The sequence below is a fragment of the Chryseobacterium sp. POE27 genome (genome assembly GCF_039727685.1).
GTDB lineage: Bacteria > Bacteroidota > Bacteroidia > Flavobacteriales > Weeksellaceae > Chryseobacterium.
The window spans coordinates 3,308,632-3,326,067 of sequence record NZ_CP152475.1; the positions used below are offsets into that span (position 1 = coordinate 3,308,632).

The 17,436-nt window shown below is 36.7% G+C and carries 22 protein-coding genes and 1 pseudogene; 17 read left to right on the forward strand and 6 right to left on the reverse strand.

What is annotated here, in order from left to right; genetic code table 11:
• Positions 1-51: 51 nt before the first annotated feature.
• The 6 genes and pseudogenes from AAHI02_RS15775 to AAHI02_RS15800 all read left to right on the forward strand — a co-directional run bounded on the left by AAHI02_RS15775 (position 52) and on the right by AAHI02_RS15800 (position 6,397).
• Positions 52-366 (forward strand): hypothetical protein, encoded by a 315-nt coding sequence (locus tag AAHI02_RS15775; protein ID WP_346984060.1) that lies wholly within the window; start codon positions 52-54, stop codon positions 364-366.
• A 274-nt stretch (positions 367-640) separates the two neighbouring features.
• Entirely contained in the window at positions 641-1,054 is a 414-nt protein-coding gene (locus AAHI02_RS15780; RefSeq protein WP_346984061.1) for a hotdog fold thioesterase, read from the forward strand.
• 89 nt (positions 1,055-1,143) lie between these two features.
• The gene (gene pcaF / locus AAHI02_RS15785; RefSeq protein WP_346984062.1) at positions 1,144-2,349 is read left to right on the forward strand and encodes a 3-oxoadipyl-CoA thiolase; all 1,206 of its coding nucleotides are present in this window, start codon (positions 1,144-1,146) and stop codon (positions 2,347-2,349) included.
• Between the two features lie 139 nt (positions 2,350-2,488).
• Positions 2,489-3,082, forward strand: a complete 594-nt coding sequence (locus AAHI02_RS15790) for a transferase hexapeptide repeat family protein (RefSeq protein ID WP_346984063.1) — start codon at positions 2,489-2,491, stop codon at positions 3,080-3,082.
• 78 nt (positions 3,083-3,160) lie between these two features.
• Positions 3,161-5,657 (forward strand): annotated as a pseudogene (gene paaZ, locus AAHI02_RS15795) (phenylacetic acid degradation bifunctional protein PaaZ).
• 56 nt (positions 5,658-5,713) lie between these two features.
• On the forward strand, positions 5,714-6,397 hold the full coding sequence (locus AAHI02_RS15800; RefSeq protein ID WP_346984064.1) for an SMUG2 DNA glycosylase family protein: 684 nt from the start codon (positions 5,714-5,716) through the stop codon (positions 6,395-6,397).
• Positions 6,398-6,521: 124 nt separating this feature from the next.
• Here AAHI02_RS15800 and AAHI02_RS15805 read toward each other — a convergent pair whose 3' ends face one another.
• The 3 genes from AAHI02_RS15805 to AAHI02_RS15815 are packed head-to-tail and all read right to left on the reverse strand — an operon-like array spanning position 6,522 to position 8,504.
• Complete coding sequence (locus AAHI02_RS15805; RefSeq protein ID WP_346984065.1) at positions 6,522-7,349, reverse strand: T9SS type A sorting domain-containing protein; 828 nt, start codon at positions 7,347-7,349, stop codon at positions 6,522-6,524.
• Positions 7,350-7,371: 22 nt separating this feature from the next.
• A complete protein-coding gene (locus AAHI02_RS15810) occupies positions 7,372-7,917 on the reverse strand; it encodes a tail fiber protein (RefSeq protein ID WP_346984066.1) in 546 nt (181 codons plus the stop codon).
• A gap of 41 nt (positions 7,918-7,958) precedes the next feature.
• A complete protein-coding gene (locus tag AAHI02_RS15815; protein WP_346984067.1) occupies positions 7,959-8,504 on the reverse strand; it encodes a tail fiber protein in 546 nt (181 codons plus the stop codon).
• Between the two features lie 462 nt (positions 8,505-8,966).
• Here AAHI02_RS15815 and AAHI02_RS15820 point away from each other — a divergent pair, with 462 nt between their 5' ends.
• The 9 genes from AAHI02_RS15820 (at position 8,967) to AAHI02_RS15860 (ending at position 14,675) form a co-directional block, all read left to right on the forward strand.
• Positions 8,967-9,731, forward strand: a complete 765-nt coding sequence (locus AAHI02_RS15820; RefSeq protein ID WP_346984068.1) for an enoyl-CoA hydratase/isomerase family protein — start codon at positions 8,967-8,969, stop codon at positions 9,729-9,731.
• Positions 9,732-9,883: 152 nt separating this feature from the next.
• The gene (locus tag AAHI02_RS15825) at positions 9,884-10,501 is read left to right on the forward strand and encodes a hypothetical protein (protein WP_346984069.1); all 618 of its coding nucleotides are present in this window, start codon (positions 9,884-9,886) and stop codon (positions 10,499-10,501) included.
• 32 nt (positions 10,502-10,533) lie between these two features.
• Positions 10,534-10,824 carry a transcriptional regulator gene (locus AAHI02_RS15830; protein ID WP_346984070.1) on the forward strand — a complete coding sequence of 97 codons (291 nt, stop codon included), beginning with the start codon at positions 10,534-10,536 and terminating at the stop codon, positions 10,822-10,824.
• 64 nt (positions 10,825-10,888) lie between these two features.
• Positions 10,889-11,179 (forward strand): hypothetical protein, encoded by a 291-nt coding sequence (locus AAHI02_RS15835; protein ID WP_346984071.1) that lies wholly within the window; start codon positions 10,889-10,891, stop codon positions 11,177-11,179.
• 22 nt (positions 11,180-11,201) lie between these two features.
• A complete protein-coding gene (locus AAHI02_RS15840; protein WP_346984072.1) occupies positions 11,202-11,501 on the forward strand; it encodes a hypothetical protein in 300 nt (99 codons plus the stop codon).
• Between the two features lie 10 nt (positions 11,502-11,511).
• The gene (locus AAHI02_RS15845; protein WP_346984073.1) at positions 11,512-11,925 is read left to right on the forward strand and encodes a Coq4 family protein; all 414 of its coding nucleotides are present in this window, start codon (positions 11,512-11,514) and stop codon (positions 11,923-11,925) included.
• 92 nt (positions 11,926-12,017) lie between these two features.
• On the forward strand, positions 12,018-13,388 hold the full coding sequence (locus AAHI02_RS15850; protein ID WP_346984074.1) for a DUF4173 domain-containing protein: 1,371 nt from the start codon (positions 12,018-12,020) through the stop codon (positions 13,386-13,388).
• Positions 13,389-13,567: 179 nt separating this feature from the next.
• The gene (locus tag AAHI02_RS15855; protein ID WP_346984075.1) at positions 13,568-14,110 is read left to right on the forward strand and encodes a hypothetical protein; all 543 of its coding nucleotides are present in this window, start codon (positions 13,568-13,570) and stop codon (positions 14,108-14,110) included.
• A 52-nt stretch (positions 14,111-14,162) separates the two neighbouring features.
• A complete protein-coding gene (locus AAHI02_RS15860) occupies positions 14,163-14,675 on the forward strand; it encodes a hypothetical protein (protein ID WP_346984076.1) in 513 nt (170 codons plus the stop codon).
• A 77-nt stretch (positions 14,676-14,752) separates the two neighbouring features.
• Here the strand turns inward: AAHI02_RS15860 and AAHI02_RS15865 are convergent, their stop codons facing one another.
• The 3 genes from AAHI02_RS15865 to AAHI02_RS15875 are packed head-to-tail and all read right to left on the reverse strand — an operon-like array spanning position 14,753 to position 16,370.
• Complete coding sequence (locus AAHI02_RS15865) at positions 14,753-15,436, reverse strand: FKBP-type peptidyl-prolyl cis-trans isomerase (protein ID WP_346984077.1); 684 nt, start codon at positions 15,434-15,436, stop codon at positions 14,753-14,755.
• 29 nt (positions 15,437-15,465) lie between these two features.
• A complete protein-coding gene (gene dtd, locus AAHI02_RS15870; protein WP_346984078.1) occupies positions 15,466-15,915 on the reverse strand; it encodes a D-aminoacyl-tRNA deacylase in 450 nt (149 codons plus the stop codon).
• 2 nt (positions 15,916-15,917) lie between these two features.
• Positions 15,918-16,370: a hypothetical protein gene (locus AAHI02_RS15875; protein WP_346984079.1), complete on the reverse strand. Its 453-nt coding sequence runs from the start codon at positions 16,368-16,370 to the stop codon at positions 15,918-15,920.
• Positions 16,371-16,479: 109 nt separating this feature from the next.
• Between AAHI02_RS15875 and greA the strand changes: the two genes are divergently transcribed.
• Together greA and AAHI02_RS15885 are read left to right on the forward strand one after the other, a co-directional pair.
• Positions 16,480-16,950 carry a transcription elongation factor GreA gene (gene greA / locus AAHI02_RS15880; protein WP_042721222.1) on the forward strand — a complete coding sequence of 157 codons (471 nt, stop codon included), beginning with the start codon at positions 16,480-16,482 and terminating at the stop codon, positions 16,948-16,950.
• 36 nt (positions 16,951-16,986) lie between these two features.
• On the forward strand, positions 16,987-17,376 hold the full coding sequence (locus AAHI02_RS15885; protein WP_346984080.1) for an HIT domain-containing protein: 390 nt from the start codon (positions 16,987-16,989) through the stop codon (positions 17,374-17,376).
• The last annotated feature ends 60 nt before the right edge of the window (positions 17,377-17,436 follow it).

Sequence of the window (17,436 nt, forward strand, 5' to 3'; positions counted from 1 at the left end):
GATGGATTTTTTTAAAAAGTCTAATCGAAAAGATTTGATAAAATAAAACGTTTGATGGATATAAATGCATTCAGAGCCGAACTTGAGACTAGGCTGAGCATCGAAAAAGAATATATAATTCAGGAGCTTTCTTCGATAAATAATTATCAGGAAAAGCTTGAACTGTTAGGCCAATTCAACGAAAAATATAAAGAACTCATTAAGAGAATAGCCAATGAAGAAGGAGTTGATCTGAATGCTGTTTATCCGGAAGAAAATTTATCAAATTCGGAAAATCTTTCATACAATCAGATCATTCTTGGTAAAACAATGAATATTTATGACCAATTGGTTGATGAATTATATGAAAAAATAACACATCACTAATACACTTAAATCTGAAATATTAGAAAATTATGCTTAAAAGAATTTTTACAAAGAAAAACTTTCTGCGCTCTCTAATAAACGCAATCATTTTTGTTATTGGTTTTTCTATCATTAAATTTCTTTTTTACTATTTCGGATGGGATGATGAAAAAAGCATGAATATGTACGGTTTTATATTTTATTTCGTCTTTATGTTTTTAGCTTTCTTTATTTTAGATGGTAGAGACTATACTTGGAAAGATGTGATAAAGTTTAAAAATTTAAATAAAAATAAATGACACCAAGACAGATTGCAGAATATATGTTCGATCAGGATTTTTTTTCCCAATGGATGAATATCAGACTGATCGAAGTTAAAGAGCATTATTGTTTACTAGAAATGCCCATCAAAAAGGAAATGATCAATGGGCTGAAAACAGTTCACGGAGGAATTACCTTTGCTTTTGCAGATTCTGCACTGGCATTTTCGTCCAACAATTTGGGAGATGCTGCCGTTGCATTGAATTGTATCATCAATTTTACCAAAGCCGGAAAAGAAGGAGACGTTTTCAGAGCAGAAAGCATCTTAGTCAACAACACCAGAAAAACTGCTGTTTACGACATCAAAATTACCAATCAAAGTGACGAACTGATTGCCAAATTTGTCGGGACAGTGTACAAAATAGGGAAAAAAGTAACCGAATTATAAATAAGCAGTAAGCTTTAAGCAATAGGCAGTAAGCTTTCTCGAAGCTGGACAAGCCTACTGCTTAAAGCCTAAAGCCTAAAGCAAATACAATGAACAACGTTTACATCATAGACTACATCAGAACTCCCATTTCAAAATTAAGCGGAGGGCTTTCAGAAGTTCGTGCAGATGATCTGGCAGCGGTAGTTATTAAAGAAATTATGGCAAGAAACCCGGAAGTTCCCGTTGAGGAAATTGAAGATGTTATTTTCGGGTGTGCGAATCAGGCAGGCGAAGATAACAGAAACGTGGCGAGAATGGCTTTGCTGTTGGCCGGACTTCCTTATAAAATTGGTGGTGAAACGGTAAACAGGCTTTGTGCTTCGGGAATGTCGGCGGTAGCTAATGCTTTCCGTGCCATTGCTGCCGGGGAGGGTGAAATTTATATTGCGGGTGGTGTAGAGCATATGACGCGTTCACCATATGTAATGTCAAAACCAAGTACGGCTTTCGGAAGAGACAGCCAGATGTTCGATACTACTTTCGGATGGAGATTTGTAAATCCTAAAATGAAAGAGATGTACGGTGTTGACAGTATGGGAGATACTGCTGAAAATTTAGCAGAAATGCATAACATCAGTCGTGAAGATCAGGATAAATTTGCGCTTTGGTCACAGCAGAAAGCAACCAAAGCTCAGGAAAGCGGAAGACTGGCAGAAGAAATCGTAAAAGTTGAAATTCCACAGAAAAAAGGTGATCCTAAAGTTTTTGATACCGATGAATTCATCAAACCGACATCTTCAATGGAAGGTTTGGGAAAACTTCGTCCGGCTTTCAGAAAAGAAGGAACAGTAACTGCAGGAAATGCTTCAGGAATGAACGATGGTGCAGCAGCATTAATTTTAGCCAGCGAAGAGGCTGTAAAAAAATATGGTCTTCATCCCATTGCTAAAGTTTTAGGTTCAGCCGTTGCTGGTGTTGCGCCTAGAATCATGGGAATCGGTCCGGTAGAGGCCGCTCAGAAAGTATTGAACAGACTGAATCTTTCGTTGGAAGATATGGACATCATTGAATTGAATGAAGCTTTTGCCGCTCAGGCTTTAGCGGTAACAAGAACTTTGGGCTTAAAAGATGATGATTCAAGAGTCAATCCAAACGGAGGAGCCATTGCCATCGGTCATCCACTCGGAGTTTCCGGTGCGAGAATCGTAGGCTCTGCCGCCATGGAATTGCAGAAACAGAATAAAAAATATGCCCTGTGCACCCTTTGTATCGGTGTCGGACAAGGGTATGCGATGGTGATTGAAAAAGTATAATTTTTCAATAAATGTAACAATATACCAATTTAGCAATGTAGTGTTTTTTGTAAGTCAGTTACTACTGAATTGTAGAATAATTTCAATTGGTAAATTGGTAAACTGATTCATTGTTACATTAAATTTTAACAAAAAATTTATGAATATCTACTCATATCACGGGATAAAACCTATTATTAAACCGTCCGCTTACGTTCATCCGCAGGCGGTTATTATTGGAAATGTAGAAATCGGTGAAGAAGTTTACGTGGGTCCCAATGCCGTAATCCGTGGAGATTGGGGAAAGATTATCGTTAAAGACGGTGCCAATGTTCAGGAAAACTGCACGCTTCATGTTTTTCCGGGTATTGAAACTGTTTTGGAAGAATCTGCACACATCGGTCACGGTGCGATTATCCATTCCGGACATATCGGAAAAAACTGTCTGGTCGGAATGAATTCAGTCGTGATGGACAAAGCTGTCATCGGAGATGAATGTATCATCGGGGCTTTGGCTTTTGTTCCTGCAAATTTTAAATGTGATGCAAGAAAACTGATCGTAGGAAGTCCTGCAAAAATTATCCGTGATGTTTCAGATGAAATGATCAAATGGAAAACAGAAGGAACAAGACTATATCAGGAACTGGCAAGAGAAGGCAAAGACGCAATTCTGCCTTGTGAACCTTTCACAGAATATGTTCAGCAGATTCCTACGAAAGTTGTGGATTACAGTATCTGGGATGATATTAAATAATATAACAATATGCCAGTGTATAAATGTAACAATTAAATTGGTAAACTGTTATATTGCTACATTGTTAAATTAAATTTTATGCAAAAACTAAAAAACTATATCCACGGCGAATGGGTCGAAGGTACCGGAAACGGAATTCCTTTATACAATGCTGTTACAGGCGAGCAGGTTGCCATTTCCGACACAGAAGGCCTGAATTTTGAACAGGCGCTTGACTATGGAAGAACAGTAGGCTACAAAAATCTTTCCTCCATGACCTTCTACGACCGTGGAGAAATGCTGAAAAAAGTAGCACTCTATCTTTTAGAAAGAAAGAAAAAATATTACGAATTATCTTATAAAACAGGGGCAACACATGTAGATTCCTGGGTAGATATTGAAGGAGGTTTCGGTACTTTCTTTACATATTCAGGGTTGGCAAAAAGAATGCTTCCGAACACACCATTCTGGGTAGATGGAGATACTCAGAAAATTTCGGCAAACGGAACCTTCTTGGGAACTCATATTCTGACACCGAGTGAAGGCGTTTCTATTCAGATCAATGCCTACAACTTTCCGGTTTGGGGAATGTTGGAAAAACTGTCTACTTCACTGTTGGCAGGTGTTCCATCCATTGTAAAGCCTTCTCCGTTTGGATCTTATTTGACGAACGCTGTTTTCCAGGATATGATTGAAAGCGGAATTCTTCCGGAAGGAGCCATACAATTAGTTTGCGGAGAGCCCGGAAATATTCTGGATTATGTTCAGGATGGAGATTCTGTGTTATTCACTGGTTCTGCGACGACCGGAAGAAAATTAAAATCTTTACCATCGGTGGCAGGAAATGCTGTTCGCTTCAATATGGAAGCAGATTCTTTAAACTGTTCGATTCTTGGACTTGATGCAAAACCCGGAACGCCTGAATTCGATTTATTTATCAAAGAAGTCCGTAACGAAATGACCACAAAAGCCGGACAAAAATGTACGGCGATACGAAGAATTATCGTTCCTGAAAATTTAATCGGAGATGTCCAGTATGCTTTATCTAAAGCTTTAGACCAGACCAAAATCGGAAATCCGTTAAGCAGAGAAACAAGAATGGGTTCTCTGGTAGGAAAACAGCAGTATGATGAAGTTTTAAGAAAGATCAATCTGCTGAAAGCTGAAACCGAGCTGATCTATGACGGCCAGCACGAATTGGTAGATGCCGATTATGAAAACGGAGCATTTATGAGCCCGAAATTATTCTTAAATGACAAACCTTTCGAAAAAAATATCTCTCACGATGTAGAAGCATTCGGACCGGTTTCTACGTTAATGCCATATAAAGATGCGGAAGAAGCCGCCGCTTTGGCAAAAAAAGGAAAAGGAAGTTTGGTAGGTTCAATTGTTTCTCATGATAACAATTTTGTAGCAGAAACTTCCTGGAAAATGGCTTCTCAACATGGTAGAATTTTTGTGTTAAACAGAGACAGTGCGAAAGAAAGCACGGGTCACGGCTCACCACTTCCAACGTTAATGCATGGCGGTCCCGGAAGAGCCGGGGGAGGAGAGGAAATGGGTGGACTGAACGGTCTTCATTTCTTCCTTCAGAAAACAGCGATTCAGGGTTCCCCGGATATTTTGACGGCGATAACCAAAGTATATCAGCAGGGTGCCGAAAAGAAATATTCAGACAAACATCCTTTCCAGAAATATTTTGAAGAAGTAGAAGTTGGTGATTCCCTTGAAACTGCAGGAAGAACCGTAACTGATGCCGATATTGTGAATTTCTCCAATGTTTCCTGGGATCATTTTTACGCACACACCGATGCAACAAGTTTAACAGGGACTATCTTTGATAAAACAGTTGCTCACGGATATTTCATCCTTTCTGCGGCGGCAGGGCTGTTTGTTTCCGGTAAAAAAGGACCGGTAATTGCCAACTACGGACTGGAAAACTGTTCATTCTTCAAGCCTGTTTATGCAGGAGATACGATCACTGTTTATTTAACGGCAAAAGAAAAGATCAACCGCGGTGTAAAAGGAAGAAATATTCCCTCAGGAGTGGTAAAATGGCTGGTTGAGGTGGTAAACCAAAGAGAAGAAACAGTGTGTGTTGCAACGATTTTAACGTTGGTGGCCAAACAGTCTCCTTTCATTAATTTAAATGTGAAAAGCATTCAAAAAATATTGAATGGTTTAACGGAAACAACGCAGCCAAAATGGGGGGGAAATGTCGCCTCAGCAAATGATCGAGCATTTGGAACACGGTGTTCTGGTAAGTCTTGGTGAGCCGGAAGCTGACAAATGTTTCACGCCGGAAGAACAACTGGAAAAATGGCAGGATTCGCTGTACAACCACCGAAAAATGCCGAAAGATTTCCCTGCTCCGTTCTTAGCTGAAGACGGAAAATTATTAGATTTGAGATATAAAAATCTGGAAGCGGCAAAACAGTCTTTTATGGATAATCTGAAAAGATTTATAATTTATTATAAAGAAAATCCGCAGGCGGAACATATGAATTTCGTATTCGGAAAACTGAATAAAGAGATGTGGGAACTGATGCACAAGAAGCATTTCACGCATCATTTTGAACAGTTTGATTTAATATAACAATTTACCCGTGTAGCAGTTTAGCAATAAATTGCTACTTTTTTTTATATTGTATTGTGGAAAATTTAGCAGACAAAATAATAGAATTTAACCGTAATCTTCATTATTCAGGAAAACTTCCTGATGATTTTCAGGTTTTAAATCCTTATCTGGATAATCCTGAAACACTGAAAGTAATGCAGCAATTTTACCATAAATTTTATAACGATTCCCATCAGCGGAAATTTCTTATCGGGATCAATCCTAGCCGGCACGGAGCCGGCGTTACAGGTGTACCTTTCACCGATACCAAACGTCTGGAAAGTGTCTGTGGAATTCCAATGATCTCAGCGCGTACACATGAAGTTTCATCGGTATTTGTATATGATATGATTGCAGAATATGGTGGTGCAGAAGCGTTTTATAAAGACGTTTACATCAATTCTCCATTTCCTCTGGCGATCGTAAGAAAGTCAAAAGGCGGTTGGATCAATGCCAATTATTATGATGATAAATCTTTGTTTAATGACGTGAAAAATTTCATGATTGAATCCTTAAAAAAGCATATTAGTCTTAATCTTGATACGTCAGAAGTTTTTATCATGGGAAAGAAGAATGCCGATTTCATCTCAAAGCTCAATCAGGAAGCCGATTTGTTTAAAAAAATGACAGTTCTGGAACATCCACGATATATTCAGCAATATAAATCGAAAGAGAAGCAATTGTATATTGATAAATATATTTTAGCATTGAAAAAATAAAAATCCCCTGAATTACTTCAGAGGATCTTACATCACACACTTATGTATTAGAATCTTCCCGGTATAAATTATTATATCAAAAGTTTTCCTGGTTATTAGTTCTTATTGATATACTTAGAGTTTACTACTTCTTGATGATTTTATACGATTCCGAAGAAGATTTTACTATATAAACTCCTTTTGGAAGTTCGCTGATATCTGTTTGATTTACACCTTTTCTGGCTTCAACGGTTTTCACCAGTTGCCCGGATTGGCTGTAAACTTCAAATTTAGAATTCTCTGCAGCTTCTATCGTAAGAGGTCCGCTCGTAGGATTCGGATACATTTTGATTTCCTTTTTAGAAGGTTTTGCTTCATTGGCAACCAATACCAATCCGCTGTCTTTTACCCAGGTAAATGCATCCAAAGCAAGATATTGGAAGTTTCCACCGGCAGTAATCTGTATTTGGTCAATGACGATGTTACTGTAATTTTGACCGTTTAGGTTAGTAAGATCAATCAAAGTATATCCATTAGCAGTAGTCGTTGTTGCAGTAAACCCTGTTGTTTTAGTTTGTGTAAACTTTGTTACTCCTGAAAGTTTTCCTGTGATAGTAAGCGTACCGGCAACTCCAAGTGTACCAGTACTTGCGGCTGCATACACCCAGAACCTGTTTACTTTAAACAAATTGGAAGTCGTTTTAATACTAAATGATGTTCCTGCTGACTGGTTTCCCTGTCCTGAATTGTCGATATACCTGCCGTCGGCTGCGGTGCCATTCCATCCTGTGTTGGGATAAGCAGCCTGAATGTCGTAAGTATTTACATTTGATATAATATTGAATATCACTCCGTTGTCCGTAAAGCTTGTGCTTCCGTTAGATTCTGTCTCAAACTGTTCTGTACTGGTCTGTCCGAACGAAAAGATCGAAATGAAAAGAGCACAGATGGTAGAAAGTAAAGTACTTTTCATGATTTAAATTTTAAGGTTAGTATTATTGTCTCGATGGGTAAATGCCTATTGCACAGATAATATAGTTAAGTCCTAGGTAAGGAGGCATATTATTGATTGGTAAATTCTGCCCTGTAAAAGTAACTGATGCCGGGTTGATTACCGTATCAGGAGCCGCGTCTACAAAACTATTTACAGGTATAAAATCTCTTCCGGCATACGTTCCGGAAACAGCAATTGAAGAAGCGGATGAAGGTGTTGATGTAGCTGCATTAGATTTTGAAACTCTCATCTGGCTTACCATTGAAGGAAGATTTGAATTGAGAATCGTAGTCTGAGGTGTTCCTGAAGCTTCACCTAAAGCAGCACTTTTGCCTGTGTTTGAAGTTCCTGCGCCAATTGGCATACGTCCGTTAAGGTTAGGTAAAGCGAATGTTGTTCTTCCGTCTCCACCATAAGTTGTACCCAGAATAGCAAAAAGTGCCTGATTCTGATTTATACTTAATATTGCACCGTTGCATAGCATATATCCTCTTGGTGCAAAATTTCCTGCAAAAAGCTTGATGGTTCCTATTAATTCTTCGTCCATGATTATTGTATTTAGTTTTTAGTTAGTACTTGTAAAAAAAATTATGGTCTTGAAGGATAAATTCCCTCTACACATATAATATAATTGAGTCCTAAATAAGGAGGCATATTGTTGACAGGTAAATTCTGACCTATGAAAACAGCAGCCTGCGGGTATATCATTGTATCAGGGGCTGCATCTACAAAACTATTTACTGGAATAAAATCTCTTCCGGCATACGTTCCGCTTACAGCAAGCGATGTTGTAATCGAAGGTACGGCTGTTGTCGCATTCGATGAAGAAACCTTTAGCTGGCTTGCGAAACTTGGCAGGTTGGATGCAAGAAGCGTATTCGTAGGTGATCCGTCTTCTTCTCCCAATTCATAAGACAATCCTGTAGTTGAAGTTCCTGTACCAATTGGAATACGCCCATTTAGATTAGGCAGACCAAATGTTGTTCTTCCGTCACCTCCATAGGTTGTTCCTAGAATTGAATAAAGAGCAGTGTACTCTGCGATGCTTAAAAGGCTACCGTCGCATAGCATGTAACCTCTGGGTGCAAAGTTTCCTGAGAATACTTTGATTACGCCCATTAATTCGTCGTCCATGATTATTAATTTTTTTTCAGTTTTAAATTCCTACTCTTTTTGGGCTTTTCGGATTCCGCCTTTTAATTGTGAATTGCTATAATTATTCACACTTCAAAGTAACAACAATCATGAAAGCTCAAATAGAGTAGAAAATACCAAATTGAACATTCCGTATTTCTACGGATGCATAACAAATATATTAATAATTTGTTAATTATGATGAATTTTCGATTATTATTTTTGCTTATTTTTGAATTATTACTAATGATAATTATTTATAGCTTATTAAAATAAAATTGACAAATTCTCTTACGTGTAAACTTATTAAAAGAAAATGATTAAAAATATACTAAGCATACTGATGATAGGCTTAAATTTTTAACCGGACAAATAAGCTTTTTAAGCAATTATTTTATCAAATTTTATTCAGGCAGAACGCTTTCTATTTATTATTTTTGTAGAAATCCAATGAAACTAAAAATGAACGAATTCGTAGTATCCGAACTGAAAAACAACATCGCCGAAATTACTTTCGGAACCCCGAAAAGCAATTCTCTTCCCGGAGAGATTCTTGAAAAATTAGCTCAAAACATTCTTGACGAAGGCGCAAAAGATGAGGTAAAAGCAATTCTTATAAAAAGCGAAGGCGAAAAAGCATTCTGTGCCGGAGCAAGCTTTGATGAATTGCTGGAAATTGAAGAACTGGAAAAATCTACGAAATTTTTCGGAGGTTTTGCCAAAGTTCTGAATGCCATGAGAAACTGCGGTAAAATTGTCGTTGTAAGGGTTCAGGGAAAAACTACCGGCGGCGGAGTAGGAATTGCCTGCGGCGCGGATTACTGTTTTGCAACAAAGGATGCTGCGTTGGCATTAACGGAAATTAATCTGGGAATCGGCCCATTTGTAATAGGTCCTTATGTAGAAAGAAAAATAGGGAAATCGCAGTTTTCGGCAATGGCTATTGATGCAGATTTCAGGTCGGCAGAATGGGCGGAACAGCATAATATTTATCATTCCGTTTCTGAAAATATTGAACAAATGGATGCTAAGCTTGAGAAATTCCTTGATACATTAGCTTCAAGAAGTAGTGATGCTTTAGCTTTAATCAAGAAAGTTTCCTGGGAAGGTACTGAACATTTTAATGAATTGATGCCGGCAAGGATTCACATGAGCGCCAGCCTGATTCTGGAAGATTCAGCAAAGAAAAATATTGAATCTATCAAGGAAAAACTAAGAACGAAATAAAACAAAGTCTTTTTATTCTGAATACAACCGTCGGATTTTTCGGCGGTTTTTCATATAAATTTTAAAATTCAACATTAATTTAAAACAGTTTTTTGAAAAAAAATTTTGAATATTCAAAAAAAATAATAACTTTGTAATTCAAAGTTCTTTTTATGGAATCAAAAAATTATCACGAAGACTTATCACACATTCGTTCCATGATGGAGCGTTCTTCAAGATTTATTTCTTTAAGCGGATTATCAGGTGTTGTTGCGGGTTTGGCTGCTATTATTGGTGCCGTTTATGTCTATTTTGTTTTTAAAAGAGAAGGAATCGACTATTTTGATGGTGACAGGAATATTTTCGGACCTTCTTTGGTAAAAGAACTGATTTTCATTGGAACCGCTATCCTTATTGTCGCTATTCTGAGCGGATATCTATTTACAGCTCATAAAAGTAGAAAGAAAGGACTGAAGATCTGGGATGCAACGACAAAACGACTGCTCGTCACTTTTGCAGTTCCGCTGGTTACCGGTGGATTATTTTGCCTGGGCCTTCTTTATCATCATCTGTTTGTTTTTGTCGCACCGGCAACCCTTATTTTTTATGGATTGGCTTTGGTAAGTGCGGAAAGATATACTTTGACCGATATAAAATATTTGGGATATTGCCAGATTATTTTGGGATTAATCTCACTATTTATTTTGGGCTGGGGATTGCTTTTCTGGACCATTGGGTTCGGAGTGCTGCATATTGTTTATGGAACGATCATGCATATTAAGTATAAATAATACTACTTTTGCAGATCTAAATTGATATAATAATGATAAAGATAAATCAACTCAACAAAGAATTCGAAAGCCGTGTAAGATTGGGCATTATGTCTGTTCTGATGGTCAACGACTGGGTTGATTTTTCTGAAATGAAAAGTCTGCTCGAGATCACAGATGGCAATTTGGCAAGCCACAGTAACGCATTGGAAAAGGCGGGTTATATTGAAGTGAAAAAAGAATTTGTCGGGAAGAAACCCAAAACATCGTATCGTGTTACACAAAATGGGAGAAAGGCTTTCTCTGATCATCTGAATGGACTGGAAAAATTGCTGGAAAAATAGTTCAAATTTTTTTTGATTTTAAACTTTGAAATACAAAGTACTTTATAATTTAAATGTTGAAATAATGATTACAAAACAACAAAAAACAACAATTATTTTCGCTGTTCCTGCTTTATTGCTTGCTACAGCATTTTTTGCGAACCTTTTGATGAAAGACTGGAATTGGTCCATCTTTGATTTCATTGTCGCAACAGTAATTCTTTTCGGAACGGCTTTTTTCGTAAATCTTGTGGTGCTTTCCAACAAGGCATTTATCACTAAAGTGCTGATTTCATTGGTTATACTGATGATCGTTTGTCTGGTTTGGATCGAGTTGGCTGTAGGTATTTTCGGGAGCTTTTTGGCGGGGAGCTGAATTTAATTTCAAAATATCAATCATGAAAGATTCAACAATTCAAAATATAGGAAAGTTTACGACATTACTTTCTTTTGTTCTCGGAAATATTTTTCTTTTCGGATACATTTTTACTGAAAATATTGATTTTGCGATATTTGGTTATCTATACCTTTTTGCTGCAACCGCTATTAATCTATTAATCATAGGGATTTTGCTGCTGTATGGATTCTTTAATAAACGACAGTTTTCTTTATGTCGAAAATCTGCAGTGATTCTCACTGTCAATATTCCCATTGCATTGCTATATTCATTTATAGGTTTCGAACTTGTTAAACTTTAATAATTGTTTTATGAAAAAAATACGCGTTCAATTTCTGCTTTTCATTTACAACAAAACCCAAAAGCTTTACCGAAAATATTTTAAGAAAAAGAAGAGACAATGGCAGTTTACAGAAAAACAGCTGCTTGAATTTCAGGAAGATTCATTAGGTAGGAAATTAGGTGAATTTTATAAGAAACACGGTTTCACCATGATTCCAAAGATGGAAAATCATGATGTTCATCATCTGATCACAGGCTGCGGAACCAATTTCGAGGATGAAATTGCCATGCAGTTCCTGCTTTTGGGAAATGGAAAACTCAACGCTCATCTTTTGGCGGCTATCATTTTGGGAAGTATTATTTTACCGGAATACTACAAGATTTATATCAAAGCATACAAAAAAAGGACAGAACATGCGCCCCTTTCATCAATGGGATTTTGAAGCATTACTGTGGCAGAATTTTGAACATCTGAATGAGTTTATTCAACAGAAAAATACACAAGTTTTGTATTAATATTTAAATGAAAAAAACTATGAAAACACATCATTATATCTTGCTCACAACTATTTTATTTATCATTCTGTTTTACGATCAGAATGTCGGACTGAATCTTGGAATTATAACTGTAATCTATTCCGGCCTCACTTTTTTCAGAACGCCTGTCAAAAACAGGACGTCGACTTTTTTCTTTCTATTGATGACAAGTTTATTATCGGCGACAGCATTTGCCTGGTACGGAGATTTTCCTTCATTTCTGGCTGTCGTAAGCTCGGTGATTCTTTTGGGCTACCGCTCAAGAAACAGAAGAATGAAAATTCTTTTGCTTATCCCGGTTATTGTTACCAACTGTTCTACATTTTTATGCAGGTTCTTCAGCTTTGACAAATGGCTGCCAAAAAGAAAAATTCCCGGATTCTGGCAGAAAATGTTTGCGTTTATCTTTATTCCGTTACTGTTGATTTCTGTTTTCTTTGGAATTTACGCTGCCGGAAGTGATCATTTTGCCAATCTTTTTACAAATATTGAACTTGATATTAATTTCTGGCAGCTCATCGCCATGACTGTGTTGGGACTTTTTGTGGCATTTAATTATTGGAATTATGCTGTTGAAAAAGCTATTTACAAAAGCAATTTTATCTTAAATAATGACTTTACTGAAAACGATAAAATTCTGAAACCTACGTATTCTTTCTTTGACCTTGATACGGAAAGAATGAGCGGCGTGATTTCCTTGCTGGCTTTGAATATTTTATTGATATTTTTCATTATCACCTATAACTATGAACAGTTTTTTGAAACGGCAACAAGTCCATCCCGGCTTTCCCAGGAAACTCATGAAAGAGTAAATGTCGTCATTATATCTATCGTTATGGCCATTTTTGTGATTATGTTTTATTTTAAATCCAGCTTTAATTTTGATTCTAAAGCACGTTTAATGAGAATTTTAGCAAAAATATGGATCTTCCTGAATGCCGCTCTCGTAATTTCAGCGCTGGTAAAGAACTCGGAATACATTGAAAATTATGGCCTTACTTACAAAAGGCTTGGAGTATATGCATTTTTAATTCTTTCATTCATAGGCCTGGTGATGACGTTCATGAAAATACAGCTCAGAAAAAGAAATGCATTCCTTTTCAATACGATGACATGGTATATATATGGAACAATTCTGACCTGCAGCTACATCAACTGGGGCGGAATCATTACCTCCCAAAATATGAAACGTAAAGATTTTGTACTGAGTTATTATGAAACAACAGTTAATTTCAATGAAAAACAATTGTTGGAATATGCTGAAAAAAGGCATGACGGGAAGCTTAAGCAGGAAATACTAAATAAGGTGAAACCACAACACGAAGAGAAAATGCTTTCAAAGATTTTATATTACCAAACTGTAAAATAATGATGAAAAACTTAGAATATGATAAACCATAATTGATTTTCTTTAAATTAAATCCTAATATTTTTTTAAGCTAAGAATAACCTTAATGGAATAATTTTGGCATCTCCATATACTCAAAGTTTGAAGTCTTTTAAAATGTCAGAGGATTTTAAATTTAGTTTATCATTAAAATAACTATTATGAAAAAGATACTTTTGCTTATCCCGCTGATCATCATATCGTGTAAGAAAGAATCGAAAATACAGGAAACACAAAATACAGATTCATTGTCAACAGCAACGGAACAAACTGCACCTGCAGAGAAAACAGATTCTTCTGCCATAAAGATGAAAGATTCCGTCATCAACAACGCTCCGAAAACAAAAGAAGTCTTACGAACCGGCGTTATGAGAGAAGTAAAAGACGGACAAATCGTCAGAACTGTAGACGGAGAACATCTTCCGATAACACTGGGCGAGGAATTTACAAAAGACAATCAGGAGCTTGTTCTCAAGATTACGGACTACAACAATCCCGAAATAAAAGCCAAAATCTCAATAAAAGAAAAAGATTTTAATATAAGATTTAACCAAATAAAACTTCCAAATGGTGATTATGACGGACCTTTCGGAAGAGATCTTACGTATGAAATAAAGGATAAAGGCGAGATATGGCTGATTATCGGGAAAAGCAATATGGCTTCCGGAAATACCAAAGGAAATTTCACAGTAAGTATTGAATAATGTTGAGCAATTTGGTATAATTTCTGCTTAAAAAACTTTAAAATTTATCATTATGAAAAATATAATTTTGACAGCGGCAGTAGCCTCGCTCGCTTTGGTAAGCTGCGGAACAGTGCAGTCGTTGGTTCAGAATACATTTCCTTATACAGCTAATGTTTTGATTTCAACCGGCGTTCCTGCAGATAAAGAAGTTTCTTCTACCGCTACGGCATCGAATGTGCAGACCTGGTTTGGAGGAAACAACAATGCGAAAATTAAAGATGTAAGAATTTCTGATGCTAAAGTTTCTGTAGTGTCACCTTCGGGAGGAAATCTTAGCGCTTTTAAATCCATTAAGGTTTACATTTCTTCAAGCGGTACAGGTGAAAGACTGGTCGCTTCCAGAGCAAATATATCAACAAACGCATCAAGCTTAAATCTTGACCTTGAAAATTCAGGGTTTCTTGATGAAGTGGTGAAAAGTACGGGGGTTACCGTAAGAACGGTTTATGAATTGAAAAATCAAACAAGTTCAGACATGAATCTTAAAATTGCACTTAATTTCAGCAGTATTCCTGCGAATTAATTTTTTTATAAAAGTTTATTTGAAAAAACGTCTTTCAGCAATATGAAAGACGTTTTTATTTTTTATATCAGTAATAATTATTTGAAATCTACCAGTTCAACATCAAAAATAAGTGTTGATCCGGGAGGAATGATGTTTCCCGCTCCATTATCTCCGTACGCTAGGTCAGCAGGCAGATAGAATCTGTATTTCGCGCCTTTGCTCATTAACTGTATGCCTTCTGTCCATCCTTTTATTACCCCGGAAAGGTTAAGCTCAGCCGGCTTTCCGCCATTTTTCTCCGTAGAGTCGAATACCGTTCCGTCCATCAGTTTACCTGCATAGACGACAGTTACTGTGCTTGTTGCCGTTGGTTTGGTTTTTCCGTCGCCTTCTTTAAGCACTTCGTATTGCAGGCCGCTGGCTGTGGTTTTTATATTCTTATTAAGTTTATTTTTAGCAAGAAAATCATTGCCTTTCTTTTTGTTTTCTTCTGCCTTTACCTTTTCTGCAGCCATTCTTTTTTCATTCTGCTTTTGCATAAAGCCCTGCATGAAATTGCTCATTTCTTCTTTGGGAAACAACTTCGGTTTATCTCCAAATTCATCTTTCATGGCCTGGGCAAGTAAGTCGGGATCTACGGCAAAGCCTTGTCTTTTCATATTCTGTGCAATATCAAGACCGATGTAGTAAGACGCTTTTTGATCTTCAGTATAATTTTTTTGAGCATACACAGAGCCTATTCCTGCGAGGATAAGTAAAGTAACGAATGTTTTTTTCATTTTTTGTTAATTAAAAATTCGGTGCAAATTTAAGATTTTATTGCAGAATCCATCACAATTGTTACAGGTCCGTCATTAATCAGTGAAACTTTCATGTCGGCGCCGAAAATACCGCTCTCGGTTTTTAACCCGGATTTTGATATTTCATCTTTAAAATAATCAAATAGCGGAATCGCTTTATCCGGTTTTGCAGCTTTAATGAAAGATGGACGGTTTCCTTTCTTGTAATCCGCAATTAATGTAAACTGACTGATACACAGGATTTCTCCTTTAATCTCCTGTATAGAAAGGTTCAGTTTTCCATTCTCGTCCCTGAAGATTCTTAGATTTAAAATTTTCTGTACGAGCCAGTCTGCATCACTTTTTTCATCGTTTTCATCAATTCCTACCAAAAGCATCAACCCTTTTCCGATTTCTCCGACAATTTTCCCGTCTACTTTTACGCTGGATTCGGAAACTCTTTGTATGACAACTTTCATTTTTAATAATAAATATTTAAAATTTTTCCGGAAGGATCGTAATTATAAAGGTAAGTCTTCGGAGGAACATTCGCCACGGCAGTCGGTTGTCCCGTCAACAGAATCCACTGTGCATTATCTTTTGGACATATTACCCTGATGTTATCCTGAACTTCCAGTGTTGTGTTATTATCCGGGCAGATATGGGGTGCATTACGGTCATATGCTTTAAAAGTTGCATCCGAAGCCCTCACAACGATAAGCCCTCTGGTGCCAGACTGTTGTTCATTAATATAAACCCATCCTCCCACCTGATTCAGAGCATAATACGCAGGAAGATTAAGATTAAGTGTGACATTAATGGGGCTGCTGGGGAAGCAACTTACGGTATCTTCTCTGCTTCCACATGATTTTATTGATAAAATACTGAAAATCAATAATGTAATTAATGATAATATTGAAAAAGTTTTTTTCATTTCAATTTAAATTTTTATATATTTGTAAAAATTAAACGATTACAACTCGAAAACATTGTCCGGCAAATGTCGGATTATTTTTTTATACTAAAACTAAATTTTGAAAATTATGGCAAGCTATGTTACAAAGGAGGGATTAGAGAAAATGAAAGCTGAGCTGGAACAGTTGGAAACTGTAGAAAGACCAAAAATCACACAGCAGATTGCAGAAGCCAGAGACAAAGGCGATTTGTCGGAAAATGCAGAATATGACGCTGCTAAAGAAGCTCAGGGAATGCTTGAAATGAGAATTTCCAAGCTGAAAGATGTTATTTCGACTTCAAAAATCATAGACGAAAGTCAACTGGATACTTCAAAAGTTTCAATTCTTACAACAGTAAAACTGAAGAATAATGCAACACAACAGGAGCAGATGTTTACTTTGGTTCCTGATAATGAAAGCGATCTTAAGGCTGGAAAAATTTCTGTGAATACCCCGATTGCAAAAGGGCTTTTAGGTAAAGCTGTTGGCGAAACTGCAGATATTACTTTGCCAAACGGAAACAAGCTGTCTTTTGAAGTATTAGAAATTACCCTGTAAATAAATCGGACTTCCAATCTCTAAACATTTGAAAAAATGAGCACAATATTTACAAAGATCATCAATGGCGAAATTCCCTCATATAAGATTGCCGAAGATGAGAATTTTATCGCTTTTCTTGATGCAATGCCTCTGGTAAAAGGACACACTTTGGTAGTTCCGAAAAAAGAAGTAGATCTTATTTTTGATCTGGATAGTGAAGAATATAAAAATCTTTGGGGGTTTGCTCAGGAAGTTGCCAAAAAAGTAAAAAGTGCAATCCCTTGTATAAGAGTAGGAGTGGCTGTTGTGGGGTTGGAAGTACCTCACGCTCATATCCATTTAATTCCTTTACAAAAAATAGAAGATATGAATTTCAGAAACGAAAGGTTGAAACTGACGCATGAAGAATATACTGAAATTCAAGACTCAATAATTAATCCTTAAAACAATATAAACTCGTAAATTTTACGAGTTTATTTAATCTATACTTATCTATATATAAAA